This window comes from Bradyrhizobium sp. 40 (assembly GCF_023100925.1).
Classification (GTDB): Bacteria; Pseudomonadota; Alphaproteobacteria; order Rhizobiales; family Xanthobacteraceae; genus Bradyrhizobium.
In genome coordinates, this window is the sequence record NZ_CP064688.1 from 5,293,007 (window position 1) to 5,313,844 (window position 20,838).

Consider the following 20,838-nt stretch of genomic DNA (forward strand, 5'->3'; position numbering starts at 1 on the left):
CCGAGTGTGTTGCGTGAGCGTGCCCAACACTTCGCGGCTACAGCCCCAAATACGCCTTGCGCACGTCGGGATTGCCCTTGATCTCGCTTGCCGCGCCCTGCATCAGCACGCGGCCGGTTTGCAGGATGTAGGCGCGGTCAGCGATTTCCAGGCACTCCGCCATGCGCTGCTCCACGATCAGCACGGTCATGCCGGCGTCGCGGATGCGCTTGACGGCCTGGAAGATCTCGTCGACGAGCTTCGGCATGATGCCCTGCGAGGGCTCGTCCAGCATCAACAGCCGCGGGCGCGTCATCAGCGCGCGGCCGATCGCGAGCATCTGCTGCTCGCCGCCGGATAGCGTCTCGGCGCGCTGCTCGAGGCGCTCGGAGAGGCGCGGAAAGAGCTGGAACACGAGATCGAGCGGGCTCTCGCGATCGGCCTCGCCGCGATAGAGATAGCTGCCGAGGCGCAGATTGTCGCGCACGGAGAGGCGCGGAAACAGGCGGCGGTTCTCCGGCACATAGGCGATGCCGGTCGCCGTGATGTGGTGCTGCGCCATGCCGTCGAGGCGCTTGCCGTCGAACGTCACCGTGCCCGATCGCGGGCGCTCGGCGCCGGCGATGGATTTCAGCAGCGTCGACTTGCCCGCGCCGTTGGCGCCGGCGACGCAGACGATCTCGCCCTTGGCGACTTCGATGCTGACCCCGGAGATCGCGACCAGGCCCTGATAGGCGGTCGTGACTTCACGCACCGACAGCATGACGATCTCCCAGATATGCGCTGATCACCTTGGGATCGCGGACGATTTCAGTGGGCTTGCCCTCGACCAGCACCTTGCCGAGGTCGAGCACGATGGCGCGATCGACCAGCGGCATCACGATCTCCATGACGTGCTCGACCATCAGCACGGTGATGCCGGCGTCACGCACCTTGCGCACCAGGGCGACGCCGGTCTGCGCCTCGGTCGGCGTAAGACCAGTGAGGACTTCGTCGAGCAGCAGCAATTTCGGTTCTGTTGCAAGCGCGCGCGCGACTTCAAGGCGGCGCTTTTCGGCCGGCACGAGGTCGCTCGCGAGCACGTTGGCGCGCGCGGCAAGGCCGGTAAATTCGAGCACCTCATGAGCCTTGCGGCGTGCCTCGCGCATTACGGTGTTGCGCACGAGAGCGCCGACGATGACGTTGTCGATAACGGTCATGGTCTCGAAGCTCTTGACGACCTGGAAGGTGCGACCGACGCCGCGCTGGCAGCGCTCGGCGGCCGGCATGCTGGTGACATCCTCGCCGTCGAACCAGATCGAGCCTTGCGTCGGCGGCAGCACGCCGGCGATGAGATTGAACAGCGTCGACTTGCCGGCTCCATTCGGGCCGATCAGGCCGACGATCTCGCCGCGGCCGACCGAGATCGAGACGTCGCTGTTGGCGACGAGGCCGCCGAAGCGCTGCCAGACGCCGCGGGTTTCAAGCAGCGGGGTCATCGCGTGGCTCCCTTCCGCTTCGCACGAGAGAACAGGCTCACCAGACCCTGTGGCAGGGCGAGCGAAATCAGCACGATCAGCGTGCCGTAGACGATGAGATCGACGCCGCGGCCGGAGCCGCCGATATAGGAGCGCGTCAGCTCCGTCATCGGGATCAGGATGGCCGCTCCTAACACGGGCCCCCAGAGGGTGCCGATGCCGCCGAGCACGGCCGGCAACGCCATCAGCAGCGAGAACTGGAAGCCCATGACGCTTTCAGGATCGATATAGGCGAGAAACTGCGCGTAGAAGGCGCCGCCGATGGCAACGAGGAAAGCGGAGACGGCAGCCGCGCCCATCTTGGAGTTGAACACGACGACACCGAGGCTCTCGGCCGCTTCCGGATTGTCCTTTACCGCGCGCCACCAGAAGCCCCATTTGGAGTCCTCCAGCCACCAGGTGACGAACCAGGCGAGGCTGCACAGCACCAGTGCGAAATAGAAGTACGGCAGCTTGCTGCGCATGAACTGGAATTTCAGCCAGCTGTCGCCGCGCACCGGAATGGTGATTCCCATCGCGGCCCCCGCCCATTCCCAGTTCTGGAACAGCAGCAGCCCGATCTCAGCGATAACGATGGTCGCGATCACGAAGTAATGGCCGCGCAGGCGGAAGAAGGGATAGCCGAGCCCCATCGCGATCGCGGCCGCGACTGCGCCGCCGGCGAGCATGCCGAACCATGGCAGCACGCCGAATTTGGTGAACAGCAGCTCGGTGGTGTAGGCGCCGATGCCGAAATAGAGCGCGTGTCCCAGCGAGATCTGCCCGCAATAGCCGGAGAGAATATTCCAGCTCTGCGACAGCGCCGCATACATCAAGGTCAGGATCAGGATGTTCTGGACGTAGACGTCCTTGATGAACAGCGGCGCGAGCGCCGCCAGGGCGGTCAACACCGCGGCGATGATGAGGTCGCGGCGGCGCCGCGCGGCAAAATCCTTGTCCATCACATCGATCCGAACAGGCCGCGCGGCCGGATGAAGACGACCAGCAGGTAGACGGCGTAAATGCCGACCGATTTCAGCGACGGCGGCAGCACCAGCGCGGTGGTTGCCTCGACGAGGCCGACGATGATCCCGCCGGCGAAAGCGCCGAACACGCTGCCGAAGCCGCCGAGCGCGACCGTGACGTAGGCGATCAGCGCAAAGGACGCGCCGACGTCGGGATAAATATAGAAGAAGCTTGCCATGATCGCTCCGGCGAGGCCTACCAGCGCGGCACCAAGCCCCCAGCCGAGTGCGAACACGCGGTTCTTGTCGATGCCGACGAGGGCCACCGCGCCGGGATCTTCACGGGTGGCCTCCAGCGCGCGACCGAAATCGGTGCGATGGATGAAGAAGTAGAGGCCGGCAAAGGCCAGGATCGAAACCAGCGCACCCATGAGCTGCGGCTCCGGCAGGAAGACGCCGGCGATCGAGATCGTCTTGCCGCCGAGCCAGGACTGCGGAACGCTGCGATAGTCCGGCGTGAAGAAGAACTGCGCGAGGCCGCGCATCACGATGGCGAGGCCGAAGGTGGAGAAGATCTGCACCATGCCGGCATTGGCCTTGGCCCGCATGGCGAAGCGTACGATCAACAAATAGACGACCGCTCCGAATACGAACAACGCGGCGGCCACCAGCGGCGCCGACAGCAAGGGGTCGATGGCGAAGAACGTGAACAGGAAGAAGCTCACATACATGGCGATCATCAGGAACTCGCCATGGGCGAAGTTCACGACGTCCATCAGGCCGAAGATCAGCGCGAGGCCGACGGCGATCAGTCCGTAGAGCAGACCCATGAGAAGGCCGCTCGCGAGACTTTGGATAATGGTTTGGGCTGTCACCGGTGGTCCCCCGCTCGAAATAACATCGTTTGCTCCGTCATTGCGAGCGAAGCGAAGCAATCCAGAATCTCGTTGCGGAGACAGTCTGGATTGCTTCGTCGCTTCGCTCCTCGCAATGACGAGGCTCTTGCGACGATCTCGATTGCTCGCCTGCTTCCCCGCTTACTTCATCGGCCAGACCGCTTCGGCGATCGCGGCCTGCGGCGGGAAGATGGTGACGAACTTGCCGCCGACATATTGCAGCAGCACCGGGTCGGCGTCGTTGTTCTGGCCCATCTCGTCGAACTTGACGCGCTTCCAAGGCATGATGGTCTGCTCGCCCGGGATGTCGGTGGCGGCCAGCGCGTCGCGGATCTTCTCGCCGTCGGTCGACTTGGCGCGGCTGATGGCATCGGCGAGGATGATCAGGCCCATGAACTGACGCGAGGTGAGATCGTTGAAATCTTTGCCCGACCGTGTCTTGAACATATCGTTGATCTTGCCGACCATCGGGCGCTTCTGCGCGAGATCGAGCGAGAAGGTGCCGCGCGAGATTACGCCTTCGAGCTTGTCGCCGACGGCGTCATAGAGCGCCTTCTCGGAGAAGCCGGCGTCCTGCGCCACGATCGCGTTCGGCTTGTAACCGAGCTCGCCCATGGTCTTCACCAGCAGGATGCCATCGGTGGTGTAGCTCGAGGGCATCAGCACGTCGGCGTTCGCGCTCTTGAGCTGCTGCACCTCGGCCGAGAGCGAGGGCGAGTTGGCGCGATACTTGATGTCGGAAACGATCTTGTAACCGCGCTCGCCGGCGATCTTGGCCTGGGCATTACCGGAATCGGTGCCGAAGATGGTGTCCTCGTGGAACAGCGACAGCGTCTCGATCTTGGTGCCCTTCTTCTTCAACGCATCGAAGAAGTCGAACATCGCGGCCGAGTACATCTCGTCATGCGGCGCGGCGCGGAAGTAATATTTCAGGCCGCGACGGTGCAGGCTCGGCGAGGAGTTGTCGGCGGAGACGAACGGGATCTGATAGCGCTCGCAGATCTGGCTGACGGTGACGGCGACCGCGCTCTGATAGGTGCCGATGATGGCGGAGACCTTCTCCTGCGTGATCAGGCGCTCGGCCTCGGCGCGGCCCTTCTGCGGATCGGCCTGGTGGTCGGCGAACACGAGGCGGACCTTTGCGCCGCCGAGACCCGGCAAGCCCTCGCCCTTCGCCAGCGGCAGGTCGAAATCGGTGTCCTTGTTGATGACCTCGAGCGCGGTCTCATAGGCCTTCTGCGCGTCGACGCCCTGCTGCGCGCTGCCGCCGGAGAACGGATAGATCACGCCGATCACGACTTCCGAAGTCTGTGCGCGGGCGGCCAGCGGCACCAGCGCGGCCGTAGCGGTGGCTCCCAACAATACGTCGCGGCGAGTGATCGTCATGGCAAAGTCCCCTGTTACTGAATTTCGGCTGATCGAATGAAGCGATTGATGGATTCGGTAAAGCTCGAAGAAGCAGCAAACGCTGCCCACTAAATCACGGCCATGGTCCTGTTCTTGAGATCCGTCACCAGCATCAGGCCGGGCGAATGCGTGATCGCGAACGGCAGCTTGGCAGCGTTGATGACCGATTGCGGTGTCACGCCGCAGGCCCAGAACACCGGGATCTCGTCGTCGGCGACCGGCACCGGATCGCCGTAATCGGGCTTGGCGATGTCCTTGATACCGATCAGGTGCGGATGGCCGAGATGCACGGGCGCGCCGTGCACGGCCGGATAGCGCGAGGTGATCTGCACCGCGCGGATCGCATCCGCCGGCTTGAACGGACGCATCGACACCACCATGGGACCGGCGAAGGGACCGGACTCGCCGCAAGCGATGTTGGTGCGATACATCGGCACGCGCACATTGTGCTCGATGTGGCGGATCGGCATGCCCTCGTCGAGCAGCGCCTCTTCGAACGAGAACGAGCAGCCGAGCACGAAGGTCACTAGATCGTCGCGCCAATGCTTTGTCACATCGGTCGGCTCGTCCACGACCTCGCCGTCGCGCCAGACGCGGTAGCGCGGCACGTCGGTGCGGATGTCGAGATCGGCGCCCAGCGCCGGGATGTGCGGACTGCCCACATCGGACATGCCGATGATGGGGCACGGCTTGGGATTGAGCTGGCAGAAGCGGTGAAAGGCGCCGGCATATTCCGCCGGCAGGATCGCCAGATTGCCTTGGACGAAGCCGGGGGCAACGCCGGCGGTGGAGGCGACCAGCCCCTCGCGGTAGGCAAGCCGCGCCTTGCGGCTCGGGAGCGTGTCGGGCGTTTCAGTTTGCTGCACTGCCACCAAAACAGTCATCGGATCGACCTGCCTATAAACTCGACAAAGACAAGCCAACACCACGCGTGCTATAAAGTCTAATCTTCCTTTCTAATCAATATCGATAAATTTCATTTATCGGACGGGAAAATCCTTCCAATGCTGGACTTCAGATCGATCGAGACGTTCCTTTGGGTTGTGAAGCTCGGCAGCTTTCGCGGCGCCGCAGCACGCCTCAACACGACCCAGCCGGCGATCTCCCAGCGCATCGCCCAGCTCGAGCGCGAGATCGGGGTGAAGCTCCTGAATCGCGACCATCGCGTGGCCTCGCCGACGCCGAGCGGCCGGCAGATGATGGTCTACGCGGAGAAGCTGATCGGCTTACGGGCCGCGATGATCGCGGAGATCGGCGATCGCTCCGCGATGCGCGGCGTGATGCGGCTCGGCGTCGCCGAGACCATCGTGCACACCTGGCTGCCGCGGCTGGTGAAGAGCATGAACGAAGTCTACCCGAACCTGTCGCTGGAGATCGAGGTCGACATCACGCCTAACCTGACCGCGCGCCTGCTTGCACAGGAGATCGAGCTCGCTTTCGTCGTCGGTCCGCTCTCGGCCTCCGGGGTGCACAATCGCGTTCTCGCCGACTATCCGATCGGATTTCTCGCCAGCCCATCGCTCGGCCTCGGCCATGGGCCGGTCACGCGGGCCGAGCTCGCGCGGTTTCCGATCATTACATTTCCGCGGAAGACGCGGCCCTACGAGGTCGTGCGCGAAGTGTTCGACCGGCCGGAGCTGCCGCCGATCCGACTACACGCCTCCGCCTCGCTTGCGACCGTGATTCACATGGCGGTCGAGGGCCTCGGCATCGCCGTGATCCCCGACGCCATCGTCGAGAGCGAGCTCGCAGACGGGCGGCTGCAACTGCTCGATACCGATCTCAAAATCGCGCCGCTGACATTCACCGCCAGCTGGCTCGCCTCGCCCGACGTCGTGGCGGTGGAGCGGGTCGCAGAGCTTGCATGTCAGATTGCGCAGGGCAGCCTTACAGTTGACGCGCCCGCGCCGGCGCGTCATTGAAACAGGCGCCGGACAATTGAGAGACTGACCGCATGAGCCGAGCCGCCACCAATTTGCAAATCGATTCCGCCCGCCTCTGGGGCTCCATCCACGAGACCGCGCAGTTCGGCGCGACGGCCAAGGGCGGCGTGCGGCGGCTGACGCTGAGCGCGGAGGACAAGCTGGTGCGCGACTGGTTCCGCAAGGCCTGCGAGGACGCCGGCTTAGAGGTGCACACCGATGCGCTCGGTTCGCAGTTCGGCCTGCGCAAGGGACGCGACATGTCGAAGCCGCCTGTCGGCATCGGCTCGCATCTCGACACGCAACCCACCGGCGGCAAGTATGACGGCATTCTGGGAACGCTCGGAGCACTGGAAGTGATCCGCACGTTGAACGACGCCGGCATTGAGACCGAGGCGCCGATCTGCGTCGTCAACTGGACCAACGAAGAGGGTTCGCGCTTCGCTCCCGCGATGATGGCCTCCGCCGCCTATGTCGGCGACTTCACCACCGACGACATCCTGTCGCGCAAGGACGCCGACGGCACCACCGTCGGCCAGGCGCTCGACAGCATCGGTTATCGCGGCGACAAGCCGGTCCGTTTCCAGAAGCTCGGCTGCTTCGTCGAACTGCACATCGAGCAGGGCCCGATCCTGGAAGCCGAAGGCAAGACCATCGGCGTCGTCGATTCCGGCCAGGGCGTACTTTGGTACGACGGCAAGATTTCCGGCTTCGAGAGCCATGCCGGGTCGACGCCGATGCCGCTGCGGCGCGATGCGCTGGCGACGCTGTCCGAGATCGTGCTGGCGATGGAGGCCATTGCGAGCAAGCACGGGCCGAAGGCAGTCGGCACCATCGGCGAGGCCGTGATCGCAAACCCGTCGCGCAACGTCATTCCCGGCGAGATCGCCTTCACGATGGATTGCCGCAGTGCGGATGGCGCGATCATGGATGCGCTCGATCGCGATCTGCGCAGCGCGATTGCCGAGATCGCCGCACGCCGCAAGGTCGAGGTGAAGATCGACCTGGTCTGGCGCAAGCCGCCGACGCATTTCGATCCCAAGTTGATTGCGGCCGTCGAGAACGCGGCGAAGACGCTCGGCTACTCCTCTCGCCGCATCACCTCCGGCGCCGGCCACGACGCCTGCAATCTCAACACAATCATGCCGGCCGCAATGGTGTTCGTACCCTGCAAGGACGGCATCAGCCACAATGAGCTGGAAGACGCCACGCAGCCCGATTGCGCCGCGGGCACCAATGTCCTCATGCACACGGTGCTGGCGATCGCCGGCGTCGCATCCTGACCGGAGAGAGAGTCATGCGCGGAGTTTTCGTCGACGCCAACGAAGCCCTGGCCGTGATCATGGAGCAGCTGGAGCAGCCCGGCGATCCCAAGGTGCGGATCCACAGGGATCCCGACATCAAGCCCGAGCAATATCCTGAAATCCTCGACGGCGCCGAGATCGCGATCGTCGACCACACCGCGCTGCCGACCGAGGTCGCAAAGAAGTGCGCGGGGCTGAAACATGTCGTGTTCCTCGGCACCGGTGCACGCAGTTACATGAACCCGGAGGAGCTCGCTGAGCTCGGCATCTCCGTGCACCTGATCAAGGGCTATGGCGACACGGCGGTCGCGGAATGCGCGATCGCGCTGATGTGGGCTTCGGCCCGCGTCATCGCGATGATGGACCGGGAGATGCGCGGCGGAAACTGGCTGCGCGAAGACGGCATGCAGCTCACCGGCAAGACGCTCGGCCTGATCGGCTTCGGCGGCATTGCCGCGGAAGTCGCGCGCATCGCCTCAGGCAGCGGCATGAAGGTGATCGCCTGGAACCGCTCGCCGAAGAGCTATCCGGGCGTGGAATTCGCCGATCTCGACACGGTGTTGGCGAGAGCCGACGTCGTATCGCTGCATCTGCTGCTCAACGACGAAACGCGCGGCATGATCACCCGCGAGATGATCGCGAAGATGAAGCCGGGCGTCATCCTCATCAACACCGCCCGCGCCGCCGTCGTCGACGAGGCCGCCATGATCGATGCGCTGAAGTCGGGCCACATCCGCCATGCCGGCCTCGACGTCTTCAACATCGAGCCCCTGCCCGGCGATCATCCGCTGACAAAACTGCCGAACGTGACGTTGTCGGCGCATTCGGCGTTCCGCACCCCGGAGGCGAGCGAGAACCTGATTGGCGCGGCGTGGGAGCACTGCCGCCGGATCGTAAAGGGATAAGAGCACCAACAATGGCCGACTATCGCACCATCAAGGCACAGCCGCTCATCGAAGCCATCAGTGCCATCGTCAAGGCCGGCGGCTCCACGGACCGCGAGGCCGAGCTCGTATCCACCAATCTGGTCGAGGCCAATCTCAAGGGACATGACTCCCACGGCGTCGGCATGATCCCGCGCTATGTCCAGAGCGTCACCACAGGCGGCCTCGCCGTGAACCAGCACGTCAAGATCGTGCTCGACACCGGTCCGCTGCTCACCCTCGACGGCCTCACCGGCTACGGCCAGGTGATCGGCCATGAAGCGATGGAGCTGGCTGCCGAGCGGGCCAAGCGCAACGGCGTGTGCCTCGTCGGCCTCTCCAACTCGCACCATATCGGCCGGATCGGCCACTGGGCCGAGCAGTGCATCGGCCACGGACTGGTCTCGATTCACTTCGTCAACGTGATCTCGCGCCCGATCGTGGCGCCGTGGGGCGGCAGCGATGGGCGCCACGGCACCAACCCGTTCTGCGTCGGCATCCCGCGCGCGGGCAAGGACCCCATCGTGCTCGACTTCGCCACCAGCAGGATCGCGCAGGGCAAAACCCGCGTCGCCCACAACAAGGGCGTCGAGCTCGAGCCCGGCACCATCATCGACAATGAGGGCAAGCCGACCACCAACCCGCGCTACACCGTGATTCCGCCGCACGGCGCCATCCTGCCGTTTGGCGAGCACAAGGGGTCGGGGCTCGCGCTGGTGTGCGAAATCCTCGGCGGCGCGCTCTCCGGCGGACAGGTGGTCAAGGGCCCGTCCGATGGCAAGTACAACGTCCTCAACGGCATGCTCTCGATCATCATCGATCCGACCAAGCTCGGCACCGCGGAGAATCTCGCGCGCGAAGTCGAGAGCTTCGTCGCCTGGCACACCGGCTCACCGCCCGCCGTCGGCGTCGACAAGGTGAAGATCGCCGGCGAGCCGGAGCGCGAGACGAAGCAGAAGCGCCTGGCTGAAGGCATTCCGGTCGATCCGACCACCTGGCAGGAGATCTTGGAGGCCGGGAAGAAGTTCGGGCTGGATCAGGCGGCGATCGAGAAGATCGCGGGGTCGTGAGGCGGAGCACGGTGCTCTTACCTTCTCCCCTTGTGGGAGAAGGTGGCGCGAAGCGCCGGATGAGGGGTTCTGTCCGCGAAGGGAAATGCACAATTGAGAGGTCTGTCTCCGCGGAGACAACCCCTCACCCGTCTTCGATGCTTCGCATCGAAGCGACCCTCCCCCACAAGGGGGGAGGGAAAAGCAGCGCTCTAATCCACCATATCCGCAACCGCCTTGCCGCAAGCCGTGGTGTCGGCGTTGCCGCCGAGATCCTTGGTGCGGAGCGTGCGCTCTGCCAGCGTGCGCTCGATCGCTTCGACGATCGACTTGCCGGCTTGCTTTACGCCGAGATGCTCGAGCATCATCGCGCCTGACCAGATTGCGCCGATCGGATTGGCGATGCCCTGCCCCGCGATATCGGGCGCCGAGCCGTGCACCGGCTCGAACACCGACGGGAAATTGCCCTCGGGGTTGATGTTGCCTGACGGCGCGATGCCGATGGTGCCGGTGCAGGCCGGGCCGAGGTCGGACAGGATGTCGCCGAACAAATTGGAGCCGACGACGACGTCGAACCAATCCGGATGCAGCACGAAGTTCGCGGTCAGGATGTCGATGTGGTACTTGTCCCACTTCACACTTGGATACTTCTTCGCCATCGCCTCCACGCGCTCGTCCCAATAGGGCATGGTGATGGAGATGCCGTTCGACTTGGTCGCTGAGGTCAGGTGCTTCTTCGGCCGCGACTGCGCGAGCTCGAACGCGAACTTCAGGATGCGATCGACGCCGATGCGGGTCATCACCGTCTGCTGCGTCACGAACTCACGGTCGGTGTCCGGGAACATGCGGCCGCCGACGGAGGAATATTCGCCCTCGGTGTTCTCGCGCACCACCCAGAAATCGATGTCGCCGGGCTTGCGGTTTGCCAGCGGCGACGGCACGCCCGGCATCAGCCGTACCGGGCGCAGATTCACATACTGATCGAACTCGCGGCGGAACTTGATCAACGAGCCCCAGAGCGAGACGTGATCCGGAATCTTGGCCGGCCAGCCGACCGCGCCGAAATAGATGGCGTCGTGCTTGCCGATCTTATCCTTCCAATCGTCCGGCATCATCTGCCCGTGCTTCTCGTAATAGTCCCAGGACGAGAAGTCGAAATGATCGAAATGAAGGGACACCCCGTGCTTCTTCGCCGCGGTCTCCAGAACGCGCAGACCTTCGGGCATCACTTCCTTGCCGATGCCGTCGCCAGGAATGACCGCGATCCGGTATTGTTTCTTGCTCATCGAGAACGTCCTTGATTGCTCCGGCAGCCGCCGCCTTTTTGACCGCACTGCAATGGACCAAACGCGGCGGCAGTGCAACGCTGCACTGCAATGTTGACCATGGCGCGGCCGACCGCCTACTGATTTTATTCCCGTTCCTCTCCTGCGAGTAACTCCCATGGATCTGCATCTGCGTGGCAAGCGCGTCCTGATCACGGGCGCGTCCAAGGGCATCGGCGCAGCTGCCGCCGAGGCCTTTGCCGAGGAAGGCTGCCATCTCCTCCTCGCCGCCCGCAACGGCGATCAGCTCAAGGCTCTGGCCGAGCGCTTGCGCTCGGCGCACCAGATCGATGCCGCCACGAGCATCGTCGATTTGCGCAAGAGCGAGGATTTGACGCGGCTCGCCAAGGAAGCCGCCGACATCGACGTCCTCGTCAACAATGCCGGCGACATTCCCGGCGGCTCCATCGACAAGATCAACGAGGCGACCTGGCGCCACGCCTGGGAATTGAAAGTGTTCGGCTACATCAACCTCACGCGCATGATCTATGCGCAGATGAAGGCGAAGGGCGGCGGCGTGATCGTCAGCGACATCGGTGCCGCCGGCGAAAAATTCGACGCCAACTACATTTGCGGCAGCGCCGGCAATGCCGCGCTGATGGCCTTCACCCGCGCGCTCGGGGGCAAGAGCCTCGCCGACAACATCCGCGTGGTCGGAATCAATCCCGGTCCTGTGGGCACCGACCGTCACGTCACCTTGCTGAAGACCCGGGCAAAGCACCAGTTCGGCGACGAAAGCCGCTACAGGGAGTTCCAGAAGAGCTTGCCTTTAGGCAGGCCTGCGCATGCGCGCGAGATCGGAGATCTTATGGCGTTCCTGGCGTCGGATCGCGCGGGCTACACGTCCGGCGTGATTTACACGGTGGACGGCGGCATCAGCGCGGGATGGGGTTAACTCTATCCTCGCCATTGCGAGCGAAGCGACTTGTCCGCCGAAGCTTTAACGAAGGCGGATGCAATCCAGAAATGTATCTGCGGCAAAAGTCTGGATTGCTTCGTCGCTTCGTTCCTCGCAATGACGGAGCCTAGAACAAGCACAGGAGTAAAATAGTTGTCTCAGGACCTGATCCGCGAAACCGCGTGCACCGTCGTCGACAAGCTGCGGTCCGGCGACGTGTCGCCGCTGGAGCTCCTGGATGTGCTGGAGAAGCGCATCGGTGAAGTCGATGGCAAGGTCAACGCGCTGCCGACGCTGTGCTTCGATCGCGCGCGGGATAGCGCAAAGGCGCTGATGCGGAAGCCGGCCGGCGCGCGCGGACTGCTCGCAGCCCTGCCGGTGCCGATCAAGGACCTGACCGATGTTGCAGGCGTGTTGAACACCCAGGGCTCGCCGATCTTCAAGGACAACATCCCGGCGACGTCCGACATCCTGGTCGAAAATCTCGAGGCCAACGGCGCCGTCATCTATGCCAAGTCGAACACGCCGGAATTCGGCGCGGGCGCCAACACCTTCAACGAGGTGTTCGGCGCAACTCTCAATCCGTGGGATACGTCCAAGTCGGCAGCCGGCTCGTCAGGCGGCGCGGCCGTTGCGCTCGCCACCGGCATGGCCTGGGTTGCGCAAGGCTCCGACATGGGCGGCAGTCTGCGCAGCCCGGCAGCTTTCTGCGGCGTCGTGGGCATGCGGCCGAGCATCGGCCGGGTTGCACATACTCCAAAATCAGCCATCGATCGTAACCTTGGCGTCGTCGGTCCGATGGCACGCAACGTCGAGGATCTCGCGCTGCTGCTCGATGCCATGAGTGGCGACTATGCAGCCGATCCATTGTCGCTTCCCGCGCCTGCGACCTCATTCCTGTCAGCGGCACAATCAGGCAAGAAACCGAAGCGCATCGCCTACTCGCCCGATCTCGGCATTACGCCGGTCGATCCCGAAGTCAAAGCGATCACACGCAAGGCGGCTGAACGCTTTGCCGAAGCCGGCGCCATCGTCGAGGAGGCGCACCCGGACTGGCGCGAGGCGCACGAGTGCTTCCACACGTTGCGCGCCTTCGATTTTGCGATCAGCAAGGCCAATCTGTTGCGCACCAAGCGCGATCTGCTCAAGCCCGAAGTGATCTGGAACATCGAGGAAGGCCTCAAGCTCACGATCGAGCAGCTCGAACGCGCCGAGGCGCAGCGCGTCGGCATGACCGCGCGTGCGGTCGAGTTCTTCAAGAGCTACGATCTGCTGCTGGTACCGACCACGATCGTGCCGCCCTTCCCGATCGAGCATCGCTATGTCGCCGAATGCGCCGGCAAGAAGTTCGACAATTACGTCGAGTGGCTCGGCATCGTCTATGCGATAACGCTCGCCTGCTGTCCCGCGCTGTCGCTGCCGTGCGGCTTCACCGCATCGGGACTTCCGGTCGGTCTGCAGGTCGTCGGGGCTCCGCGCGCGGATGCGCATGTGATCGCCGGCGCCAAGGTGCTGGAGGATATTTTGGGCGTGCGCGGCACGACGCCGATTGATCCGCGCGTGAAGAACTAGCCTCTCGTGTCCCGGACGCGGCGCAGCGCTTCTTCAGCGGTGTGCTGCAGAGCCGGGACAAGAGAGATAGTCACCTTCCGCTCGTCGCCTCCAGGCTGCGGCTATACCGCGACATCGCGAAGCAGAAGACAAAATAGATCCCGGCGACGAAGATGTAGACCTCGACGGAGAATTGCTGCCACGCCGGATCGATGATCGCGGTCTTGGCCGTCGTCAGCAAGTCGAAGATACCGATGATCAAGACGAGGCTGGTGTCCTTGAAGAAGGCGATGAAGGTGTTGACCAGCGGCGGGATGACGTGGCGGATCGCCTGCGGCAGGACGATCAGCCGGTTCTTGCGCCAGTAGGACAGGCCGAGCGCGTCGGCGGCCTCGTATTGCCCGCGCGGCACGGCCTGGAGGCCGCCGCGAATGACTTCGGCAAGATAGGCACCCGCGAACAGGATGATCGCGACCTGCGCGCGCAGGAGCTTGTCGATGTTGAATCCGTTCGGCATGAACAGCGGAAACATCACGCTGGCCATAAACAGCAGACTGACCAGCGGCACGCCGCGGATCAGTTCGACATAGAGCACGCTGAGCGAGCGGATCGCCGGCAGCTTTGAGCGCCGGCCGAGTGCGACCAGGATGCCGAGCGGGAAGCCAAAAGCCAGACCAAAGGTCGCCAGGATCAGCGTCACGGGCAAACCGCCCCAGCGGTCCTGCGAGACGAACGACAGGCCGAGTATGCCGCCCCACATCAACATGCTGATCAGCGCGAGAGCGGCGATCCAGAGATAGGCCAGCTCGCGCCGCCATAGGGCGCGGCGGGTGGAGAGATAGAACAGGGCGATGAACAGCAATACTGCCAGCGCCGGCCGCCACTGCTCGTCGAACGGATAGGTGCCGAACAGGATGAAGCGGTATTTTTCGGGGATGATCGCCCAGCATGCACCGACGCCGCGTACCGCGCGGCAGGCGCTGGAATCGTTCGCCGGGGTGAGCCAGACCGCATTGGCGATGCCCCATTGCACGAAGCTGAAAAGGCCCTTTGCGAGCACTGCCAGCAACACGACCGAAAGGATGCCGTTGGAAATCGACGAGAACAAATTGGCGCGCAGCCAGCGCAGCACCGGATTGCCAATTTGCGGGCGGGCGGTGCGCGGTACTTCTGGAATGTCGGCGATCGCCGTCATGGTCAGCGCTCCACCAGCGCGATGCGCGAATTGTACCAGTTCATGAAAAAGCTGATGCCGAGGCTGATGGTCAGAAACACCGCCATGATCAAGGCAATGGCCTCGATCGCCTGCCCGGTCTGGTTCAACGTCGTGTTGGCAATCGAGACCACGTCCTGATATCCGATCGCCACCGCGAGCGAAGAGTTCTTGGTCAGGTTGAGGTATTGGCTCGTCATTGGCGGCACGATCACGCGTAGCGCCTGTGGCAGGATGATCTGCCGCAGCATGAAGCTGCGGCGCAGTCCGAGCGCATTGGCGGCATCCCACTGGCCGCGCGGCACCGACTGGATGCCGCTGCGCACGATCTCGGCGATGAAGGCCGAGGTGTAGGTGACGAGCGCGATCAGCAGCGCGAAATATTCCGGCGCGAGCGTCAGCCCGCCGACGAAGTTGAAGCCGCGCAACCCAGGCCATTCGATCGTCCAGGGCACGCCGAGCAGCACGGACACCGCCGCAGGCAGCCCAACGAGCAGCCCGAGTCCAAACGGCCAGGCCGGCCGCGGCTTGCCGTCGCGCATTTGCTGCGCGATGAGCCGTCGCTGGATGACATAGAACACCACAAGCCCGAGCACTGCCGTGCCGAGCACCCAAAGCTGCGGCGTCCCGATCGGAATCGCCGGCAGGATCAGCCCGCGATTAGACAGGAACACGCCCTCGATCGGCCGCCATGCCGCGCGCGCGGCCGGCAGCGCTTGCATCAGCACGTACCAGAACAGGAGCTGGAGCAGCAGCGGGATGTCGCGGAGCGTTTCGACATACACCGCGGCGAGCCGCGACAGCAGCCAGTTGGCCGACAGCCGCGAGATGCCGATCACCGTGCCCAGGATGGTTGCAAGCACGATTCCGATCACGGCGACGCGCAGGGTGTTGGCGATGCCGACGACGAACGCCCAGAGATATGAGTCTCTCGGATTATAGGCGAGCAGGCTGTCGGCGATGGGCATGCCGGCCTCTCGGCCCAGGAAGGCAAAACCGGTCGTGATGCGGCGCGCGGAGAGATTGGTGACCGTGTTGGACCAGAGGAAGGCGATGACCGCGACTGCGATCCCCACCACCAGGGCCTGCCAGAACAGGCCTTTCAGCTCGCGTTGTCCGAAAGCGGCGAAGAAGCGACGGCGCGGCGGCGGTCTCGGAGCGTCTGACGTCACAGCACAAAAATCCTTCTCAAGGCGGCGATTTCCGGCAGCGTACGTCAACTGTTGCACCGAACTCTACTTCGTGCAACAAATGTTTCATGGCCGAGCCCGCCAAATCCTCGCCTCTGAGCGAACTGCGCATTGCATTGCCATCGCTTCCGATGCGGTTGCAGGAGGTCGGGCGTTTCGTCGCGGCCAACGATTACGACGCCACCACGCGTTCGATGCGCGATCTCGCAGCGGTTGCCGGCGCCGATCCCGCCGCCTTCACGCGGCTTGCCAAGGCGATCGGCTATTCGGGCTGGGACGAATTGCGCGCGGCACTGACGGAGGCGCGACGGCCCTCGCAGACAGCGCCCTTCTCCGGCCGCGCCAGGAGCCGCCGCCACGGCCCGAATGCCGATGTCGCGCTCGTCACCGACAAGCTGGAAGCCGAGGCCGCCGGCCTTCCGCGCATCCCGGCCCAGCCGATTGCGGAGGCGGCACGCGCGCTCCACGATGCCAAGCGGGTCTGGATCACCGGCTACCGAAGCTGCCGCAGCGTCGCGGAACTGCTCAACTACGAGCTCCGGCTGTTTCGCCCCGAACAGGTGCAACTCGTCGGCACGTCCGGCCCCGACGATCTCGACCTCGGCGCGTTCCGGCCCGGCGAAGCCGTCATCGTCATCGGCTTCATGCCCTACACCCATGCGAGCGTCCGGGTGGCGCAGGCCGCCTATCGTGCCGGCGCCACCCTGATCGCAATCGCCGATAGCCCTTCGGCGCCAATGGCCGAAGGCGCCGACCACGTGCTGCTGTTCGAGGCGGCCTCCTCTCCCGGCTTTTTCCCCAGCCTCACCGGCGCCATTGCGATCGCGCAATCGCTCGCCGCCGTGACGTTTTCGCTCGGCGGCACGGCCGCGAAGAAGCGCCTGGAGAATACGGAGGCGCGGCTGGCCGCGGCCTCAACTTACGTTTCAGAGAAAGGTTGACCCATGGTCGCTCGCACCAGCCGCGTGCTGCATCGCTCGCTGCGCGAAACGCCGCCCAAGGCGATCGGCGGCGAAGGCGTCTACCTCTTCGCCGAGGACGGGCGGCGCATTATCGACGCCTCCGGCGGAGCTGCGGTCTCCTGTCTCGGCCACCAGCATCCGCGCGTGATCGCAGCGATCACGAAGCAGGCTTCGACCCTCGCTTATGCCCATACCGCGTTCTTCTCGTCCGAGCCGGCGGAGGCGCTGGCCGAGAGGCTGGTCGGCCATGAGCCCGGCGGCCTCGCCTACGCCTATTTCGTCAGCGGCGGATCGGAAGCGGTTGAAGCCAGCATCAAGCTCGCGCGGCAATTTTTCATCGAGCGCGGCGAGCCGGAGCGGCAACACTTCATCGCGCGGCGGCAGAGCTATCACGGCAATACGCTCGGCGCGCTCGCGGCGGGCGGCAATGCCTGGCGCCGCGCGCCCTACGCGCCGCTGCTCTCCGACGCCTTCAGCCATGTGACCCCGGCCTTCGCCTATCACGAGAAGCACGAGAGCGAACCCGACGCGCAATTCGTCGCCCGGCTCGCGGCCGAACTCGAAGCCGAGTTTCACCGCCTCGGTCCCAATACGGTCGCGGCGTTCCTCGCAGAGCCCGTCGTCGGCGCCACCGCAGGTGCCGTGACGGCGCCGGACGGCTACTTCAAGGCGGTGCGCGAGATCTGCGACCGCCACGGCGCGCTGCTCATTCTCGACGAGGTCATGAGCGGCATGGGCCGCACCGGCACCACGCACGCCTGGGAGCAGGAAGGCGTGGCGCCCGACATCCAGGCGATCGCCAAGGGTCTCGGCGGCGGCTACCAGCCGATCGGCGCGATGCTGGCCAGTGGCAGGATCATCGATACAGTCCGCTCAGGTTCGGGCGCCTTCCTGCACGGCCACACTTATCTCGCGCATCCCCTCGCCTGCGCTGCTGCGCTCGCGGTGCAGGACGTGATCCGCGAGGACGGCCTGCTCGACCGGGTCAAGGAGCGCGGCAAGCAGCTCGAGCAGCGGCTCATCGAGCGATTCGGCAATCACCGTCATGTCGGCGATATCAGGGGCCGCGGCCTGTTCTGGGCGATCGAACTCGTCGCCGATCGCGCCAGCCGGACCTCGTTCGATCCCGCGCTGAAGCTGAACCAGAAGATCAAGGCGGAGGCCTTCGCCAACGGTCTCGGCTGCTATCCCGGAGGCGGCACCGTGGACGGCGTCCGTGGCGACCACGTACTGCTGGCGCCGCCCTATATCGCTTCGCCGGAGGAGATCGACCTGATCGTCGACAAGCTCGGCACCGCCGTCGACAACGTATTGCGTCGTGTCAATCACTGAGGAGAGAATAGCATGATGAGGAAAGTGGTTATCGTAGCCGGCGTGCTCGCGGCATCGACGGTGGTCGCGTCGGCGGCAACGCTCGACACGGTGAAGAGCCGCGGCACGCTGATATGCGGCGTTAGCGCCGGTTTTGCCGGCTTCTCCGCGCCGGATTCGCAAGGCAACTACAAGGGTCTCGACGTCGATTATTGCCGCGCGCTCGCCGCCGGCGTGCTCGGCGATGCCAGCAAGGTGCGTTACGTCTCGCTGACCGCGCAGAACCGCTTCACCGCGCTCCAGTCCGGCGAGATCGACGTGCTCTACCGCAACTCGACGCAGACCTATCTGCGCGGTGTCACGCTGGGCCTGCGGCAGGGACCGGTCAACTTCTACGACGGCCAGGGCTTTGTCGTGAAGAAGGACCTCGGCGTGAAGGAGATTAAGGATCTCAAGGGCGCCACCGTCTGCGTCGCGCAGGGCACCACGCATGAGGTCACGCTCGGCGATTACGGCCGCGCCAACGGCATCGACTGGAAGCCGCTGGTGTTCGACCGCGTCGACACCATGTACCAGACCTTCTTCGGCGGCCGTTGCGACGCCATGACCCAGGACGCTTCCGCGCTCGCAGGCGCCGTGACGACCGCGGCGCCGAACGCGGCCGACTACGTCGTGCTGCCGCAGACCATCAGCAAGGAGCCGCTCGGCCCCTTCACCCGCAATGGCGACGAGGTCTGGAGCGACATCATCACCTGGCTGCATTACGGCTTGATCGAGGCCGAAGAGCTCGGCGTCACACAAGGCAATGTCGACGAGATGGCGAAGTCGCAGACGCCCGCGATCCAGCGCCTGCTCGGTGCCTCCGGCGATCTCGGCTCGCGGCTCGGGCTCGACAACAAATGGCTGGTCACAGCCATCAAGGCTACCGGCAATTACGGCGAGATCTATGAGCGCAATGTCGGCAAGGCGAGCCCGCTCAAGCTCGAGCGCGGCCTCAACGGCCTCTGGAGCAAGGGCGGCTTGATGTACGCGGTGCCGTTCAAGTAAACGTTTTGCGTGCCCCGGACGCGCTGCGTCCGGGGCTCGCGACCTTGCATCAGGTAACGTTCAATGCCGACGTCCCTTCGCATCGCCCTGATCCACGCCCTCAAGCATTCCATCGCCCCGATCGAAGCTGCGTTCGCGAACGCGTGGCCGGAAGCGCGGCTGATGAACCTGCTCGATGACAGCCTGTCGTCGGATCTGGCACATGATGGCAGGCTCAATGATGCCATGACCGAACGCTTTCTTGCGCTCGGCCACTACGCCGCGGTGACAGGCGCTGATGCGATCCTGTTCACCTGCTCGGCGTTCGGTCCCTGCATCGAGGCGGTTGCGCGCGCACATGCGCCGATGCCGGTGCTCAAGCCGAACGAGGCCATGATCGAACGGGCGGTGACCGTGGGCCGGCGTATCGGCCTGCTCTCGACTTTCGCGCCGACGCTGGCCTCGATGCCGCCGGAGTTTCCTTCCTCCGTCCAGGTCGTGCCGAAACTAGCCGAAGGCGCGCTGGCCGCACTCGACCGCGGCGACCGCGCTACGCATGACCGGCTGATCGTGGAAGCCTCACATGATTTGCGCGATTGCGACGTCATCGCGCTCGCGCAGTTCAGCATCGCGGCAACGGCGCCCCTCGTGGCAGAAGCTACCGGCCGCCCCGTCGTGACCACGCCTGACAGCGCCGTCGAGAAGCTGAGGAAGCTGTTGGCGGCAAAGGCTTAAGCGCCGGCCTTTTTCCGGCGCCGTGCGCCCTTGATCGCCACCGCAAGCGCTGCCTTGGTTTCGCTGACAAAGTCCTCGACCAGGTCTTCGCGCGTGGCATGAGCCGCCTCGCCGGTGAACAGTCCCTGCTCAGCCAGCATCACCACGCCGTGCACCGCCGCCCAGATCTTGAGCGCCTGCCGCTCGCGCAAGTAATCAACAGCCGGAGCTTCCAGTGCCTCGATCACGAGCGCAAACGTTTCGCGGGTCGCTTCGTGCAACTCGCTACCTTTCGCCGCACACGACACCGTGCGAGAGGCGAACATCAAGCGGTAGATGCCATTGCGGCGTAAGCCGAAATCCAGCGTCGCCTGCGCCAACAGCGACAGCTTCGACCGCTTCGACGGCTTTGCCATCGCCGCCCGCAAGATCCCGTTGAGCTGCCGGAACGCCTCCGCCGTCACCGCCGCAAGCAGCGCCTCGCGATCGGCGAAATGCCGGTAGGGCGCCGGCTGCGAGACACCCAGCTGCTTTGCCAGCGCCTTGATGCTGATCGCCTCCGTCCCGCCCTGCTCGGCTTCGCGCAGCGCGGCCTTGATCAAGGCGTCGCGGAGATCGCCATGGTGGTAGGTGTTCTCGGGCTTGCGGGAAAGTTGTGAACGCATGTTGCGCAGAGCCTATAAGTTTGCGCTTGACAGGGGAAGCCC

Annotated in this window: 20 protein-coding genes; 10 read left to right on the forward strand and 10 right to left on the reverse strand. The window is 64.6% G+C overall.

The window, feature by feature from the left end; translation table 11 throughout:
- Positions 1-37 precede the first annotated feature (37 nt).
- The 6 genes from IVB40_RS25495 to IVB40_RS25520 all read right to left on the reverse strand — a co-directional run bounded on the left by IVB40_RS25495 (position 38) and on the right by IVB40_RS25520 (position 5,627).
- Positions 38-742, reverse strand: a complete 705-nt coding sequence (locus IVB40_RS25495) for an ABC transporter ATP-binding protein (RefSeq protein WP_027568941.1) — start codon at positions 740-742, stop codon at positions 38-40.
- Positions 726-1,457 carry an ABC transporter ATP-binding protein gene (locus tag IVB40_RS25500; RefSeq protein ID WP_007593737.1) on the reverse strand — a complete coding sequence of 244 codons (732 nt, stop codon included), beginning with the start codon at positions 1,455-1,457 and terminating at the stop codon, positions 726-728. The genes IVB40_RS25495 and IVB40_RS25500 overlap by 17 nt, the downstream gene beginning before the upstream one ends.
- On the reverse strand, positions 1,454-2,437 hold the full coding sequence (locus tag IVB40_RS25505) for a branched-chain amino acid ABC transporter permease (RefSeq protein ID WP_007593738.1): 984 nt from the start codon (positions 2,435-2,437) through the stop codon (positions 1,454-1,456). Before IVB40_RS25505 ends, IVB40_RS25500 begins: the two co-directional genes overlap by 4 nt.
- Positions 2,437-3,315 (reverse strand): branched-chain amino acid ABC transporter permease, encoded by an 879-nt coding sequence (locus IVB40_RS25510; protein ID WP_026233279.1) that lies wholly within the window; start codon positions 3,313-3,315, stop codon positions 2,437-2,439. Before IVB40_RS25510 ends, IVB40_RS25505 begins: the two co-directional genes overlap by 1 nt.
- A gap of 162 nt (positions 3,316-3,477) precedes the next feature.
- Complete coding sequence (locus IVB40_RS25515) at positions 3,478-4,722, reverse strand: ABC transporter substrate-binding protein (RefSeq protein WP_247425951.1); 1,245 nt, start codon at positions 4,720-4,722, stop codon at positions 3,478-3,480.
- Between the two features lie 89 nt (positions 4,723-4,811).
- Positions 4,812-5,627 (reverse strand): putative hydro-lyase, encoded by an 816-nt coding sequence (locus tag IVB40_RS25520; protein WP_247359970.1) that lies wholly within the window; start codon positions 5,625-5,627, stop codon positions 4,812-4,814.
- Between the two features lie 120 nt (positions 5,628-5,747).
- On the opposite strand from IVB40_RS25520, the gene IVB40_RS25525 reads away from it, so the two are divergent.
- The 4 genes from IVB40_RS25525 to IVB40_RS25540 are packed head-to-tail and all read left to right on the forward strand — an operon-like array spanning position 5,748 to position 9,962.
- The gene (locus IVB40_RS25525) at positions 5,748-6,665 is read left to right on the forward strand and encodes a LysR family transcriptional regulator (protein ID WP_247816674.1); all 918 of its coding nucleotides are present in this window, start codon (positions 5,748-5,750) and stop codon (positions 6,663-6,665) included.
- Between the two features lie 32 nt (positions 6,666-6,697).
- Positions 6,698-7,948 (forward strand): Zn-dependent hydrolase, encoded by a 1,251-nt coding sequence (locus IVB40_RS25530; protein ID WP_247816675.1) that lies wholly within the window; start codon positions 6,698-6,700, stop codon positions 7,946-7,948.
- Positions 7,949-7,962: 14 nt separating this feature from the next.
- Positions 7,963-8,874 (forward strand): NAD(P)-dependent oxidoreductase, encoded by a 912-nt coding sequence (locus IVB40_RS25535; protein WP_247816676.1) that lies wholly within the window; start codon positions 7,963-7,965, stop codon positions 8,872-8,874.
- A gap of 11 nt (positions 8,875-8,885) precedes the next feature.
- Positions 8,886-9,962, forward strand: coding sequence for a malate/lactate/ureidoglycolate dehydrogenase (locus tag IVB40_RS25540; RefSeq protein WP_247816677.1), 1,077 nt, complete (start codon positions 8,886-8,888; stop codon positions 9,960-9,962).
- Between the two features lie 191 nt (positions 9,963-10,153).
- On the opposite strand, the gene IVB40_RS25545 is transcribed toward IVB40_RS25540, so the two are convergent.
- Entirely contained in the window at positions 10,154-11,227 is a 1,074-nt protein-coding gene (locus IVB40_RS25545; protein ID WP_247816678.1) for a tartrate dehydrogenase, read from the reverse strand.
- A 157-nt stretch (positions 11,228-11,384) separates the two neighbouring features.
- Between IVB40_RS25545 and IVB40_RS25550 the strand changes: the two genes are divergently transcribed.
- Complete coding sequence (locus tag IVB40_RS25550) at positions 11,385-12,161, forward strand: SDR family oxidoreductase (protein ID WP_247816679.1); 777 nt, start codon at positions 11,385-11,387, stop codon at positions 12,159-12,161.
- 156 nt (positions 12,162-12,317) lie between these two features.
- Positions 12,318-13,736: an amidase family protein gene (locus IVB40_RS25555; RefSeq protein ID WP_247425937.1), complete on the forward strand. Its 1,419-nt coding sequence runs from the start codon at positions 12,318-12,320 to the stop codon at positions 13,734-13,736.
- Positions 13,737-13,806: 70 nt separating this feature from the next.
- Here the strand turns inward: IVB40_RS25555 and IVB40_RS25560 are convergent, their stop codons facing one another.
- Positions 13,807-14,910: an amino acid ABC transporter permease gene (locus tag IVB40_RS25560; RefSeq protein WP_247816680.1), complete on the reverse strand. Its 1,104-nt coding sequence runs from the start codon at positions 14,908-14,910 to the stop codon at positions 13,807-13,809.
- A gap of 2 nt (positions 14,911-14,912) precedes the next feature.
- Complete coding sequence (locus IVB40_RS25565; protein ID WP_247816681.1) at positions 14,913-16,100, reverse strand: ABC transporter permease subunit; 1,188 nt, start codon at positions 16,098-16,100, stop codon at positions 14,913-14,915.
- Between the two features lie 86 nt (positions 16,101-16,186).
- Here IVB40_RS25565 and IVB40_RS25570 point away from each other — a divergent pair, with 86 nt between their 5' ends.
- From IVB40_RS25570 to IVB40_RS25585, 4 genes are all read left to right on the forward strand, one after another.
- On the forward strand, positions 16,187-17,059 hold the full coding sequence (locus IVB40_RS25570) for a MurR/RpiR family transcriptional regulator (protein WP_247467239.1): 873 nt from the start codon (positions 16,187-16,189) through the stop codon (positions 17,057-17,059).
- Between the two features lie 3 nt (positions 17,060-17,062).
- Positions 17,063-18,412 (forward strand): aspartate aminotransferase family protein, encoded by a 1,350-nt coding sequence (locus IVB40_RS25575; protein WP_247816682.1) that lies wholly within the window; start codon positions 17,063-17,065, stop codon positions 18,410-18,412.
- Between the two features lie 12 nt (positions 18,413-18,424).
- Positions 18,425-19,438 carry an amino acid ABC transporter substrate-binding protein gene (locus tag IVB40_RS25580; protein ID WP_027568927.1) on the forward strand — a complete coding sequence of 338 codons (1,014 nt, stop codon included), beginning with the start codon at positions 18,425-18,427 and terminating at the stop codon, positions 19,436-19,438.
- Between the two features lie 63 nt (positions 19,439-19,501).
- Positions 19,502-20,152 (forward strand): aspartate/glutamate racemase family protein, encoded by a 651-nt coding sequence (locus tag IVB40_RS25585; RefSeq protein ID WP_247359980.1) that lies wholly within the window; start codon positions 19,502-19,504, stop codon positions 20,150-20,152.
- Here IVB40_RS25585 and IVB40_RS25590 read toward each other — a convergent pair.
- Positions 20,149-20,796: a TetR/AcrR family transcriptional regulator gene (locus IVB40_RS25590; protein ID WP_247359981.1), complete on the reverse strand. Its 648-nt coding sequence runs from the start codon at positions 20,794-20,796 to the stop codon at positions 20,149-20,151. The two genes, IVB40_RS25585 and IVB40_RS25590, sit on opposite strands and share 4 nt — an antisense overlap.
- Positions 20,797-20,838 lie beyond the last annotated feature (42 nt).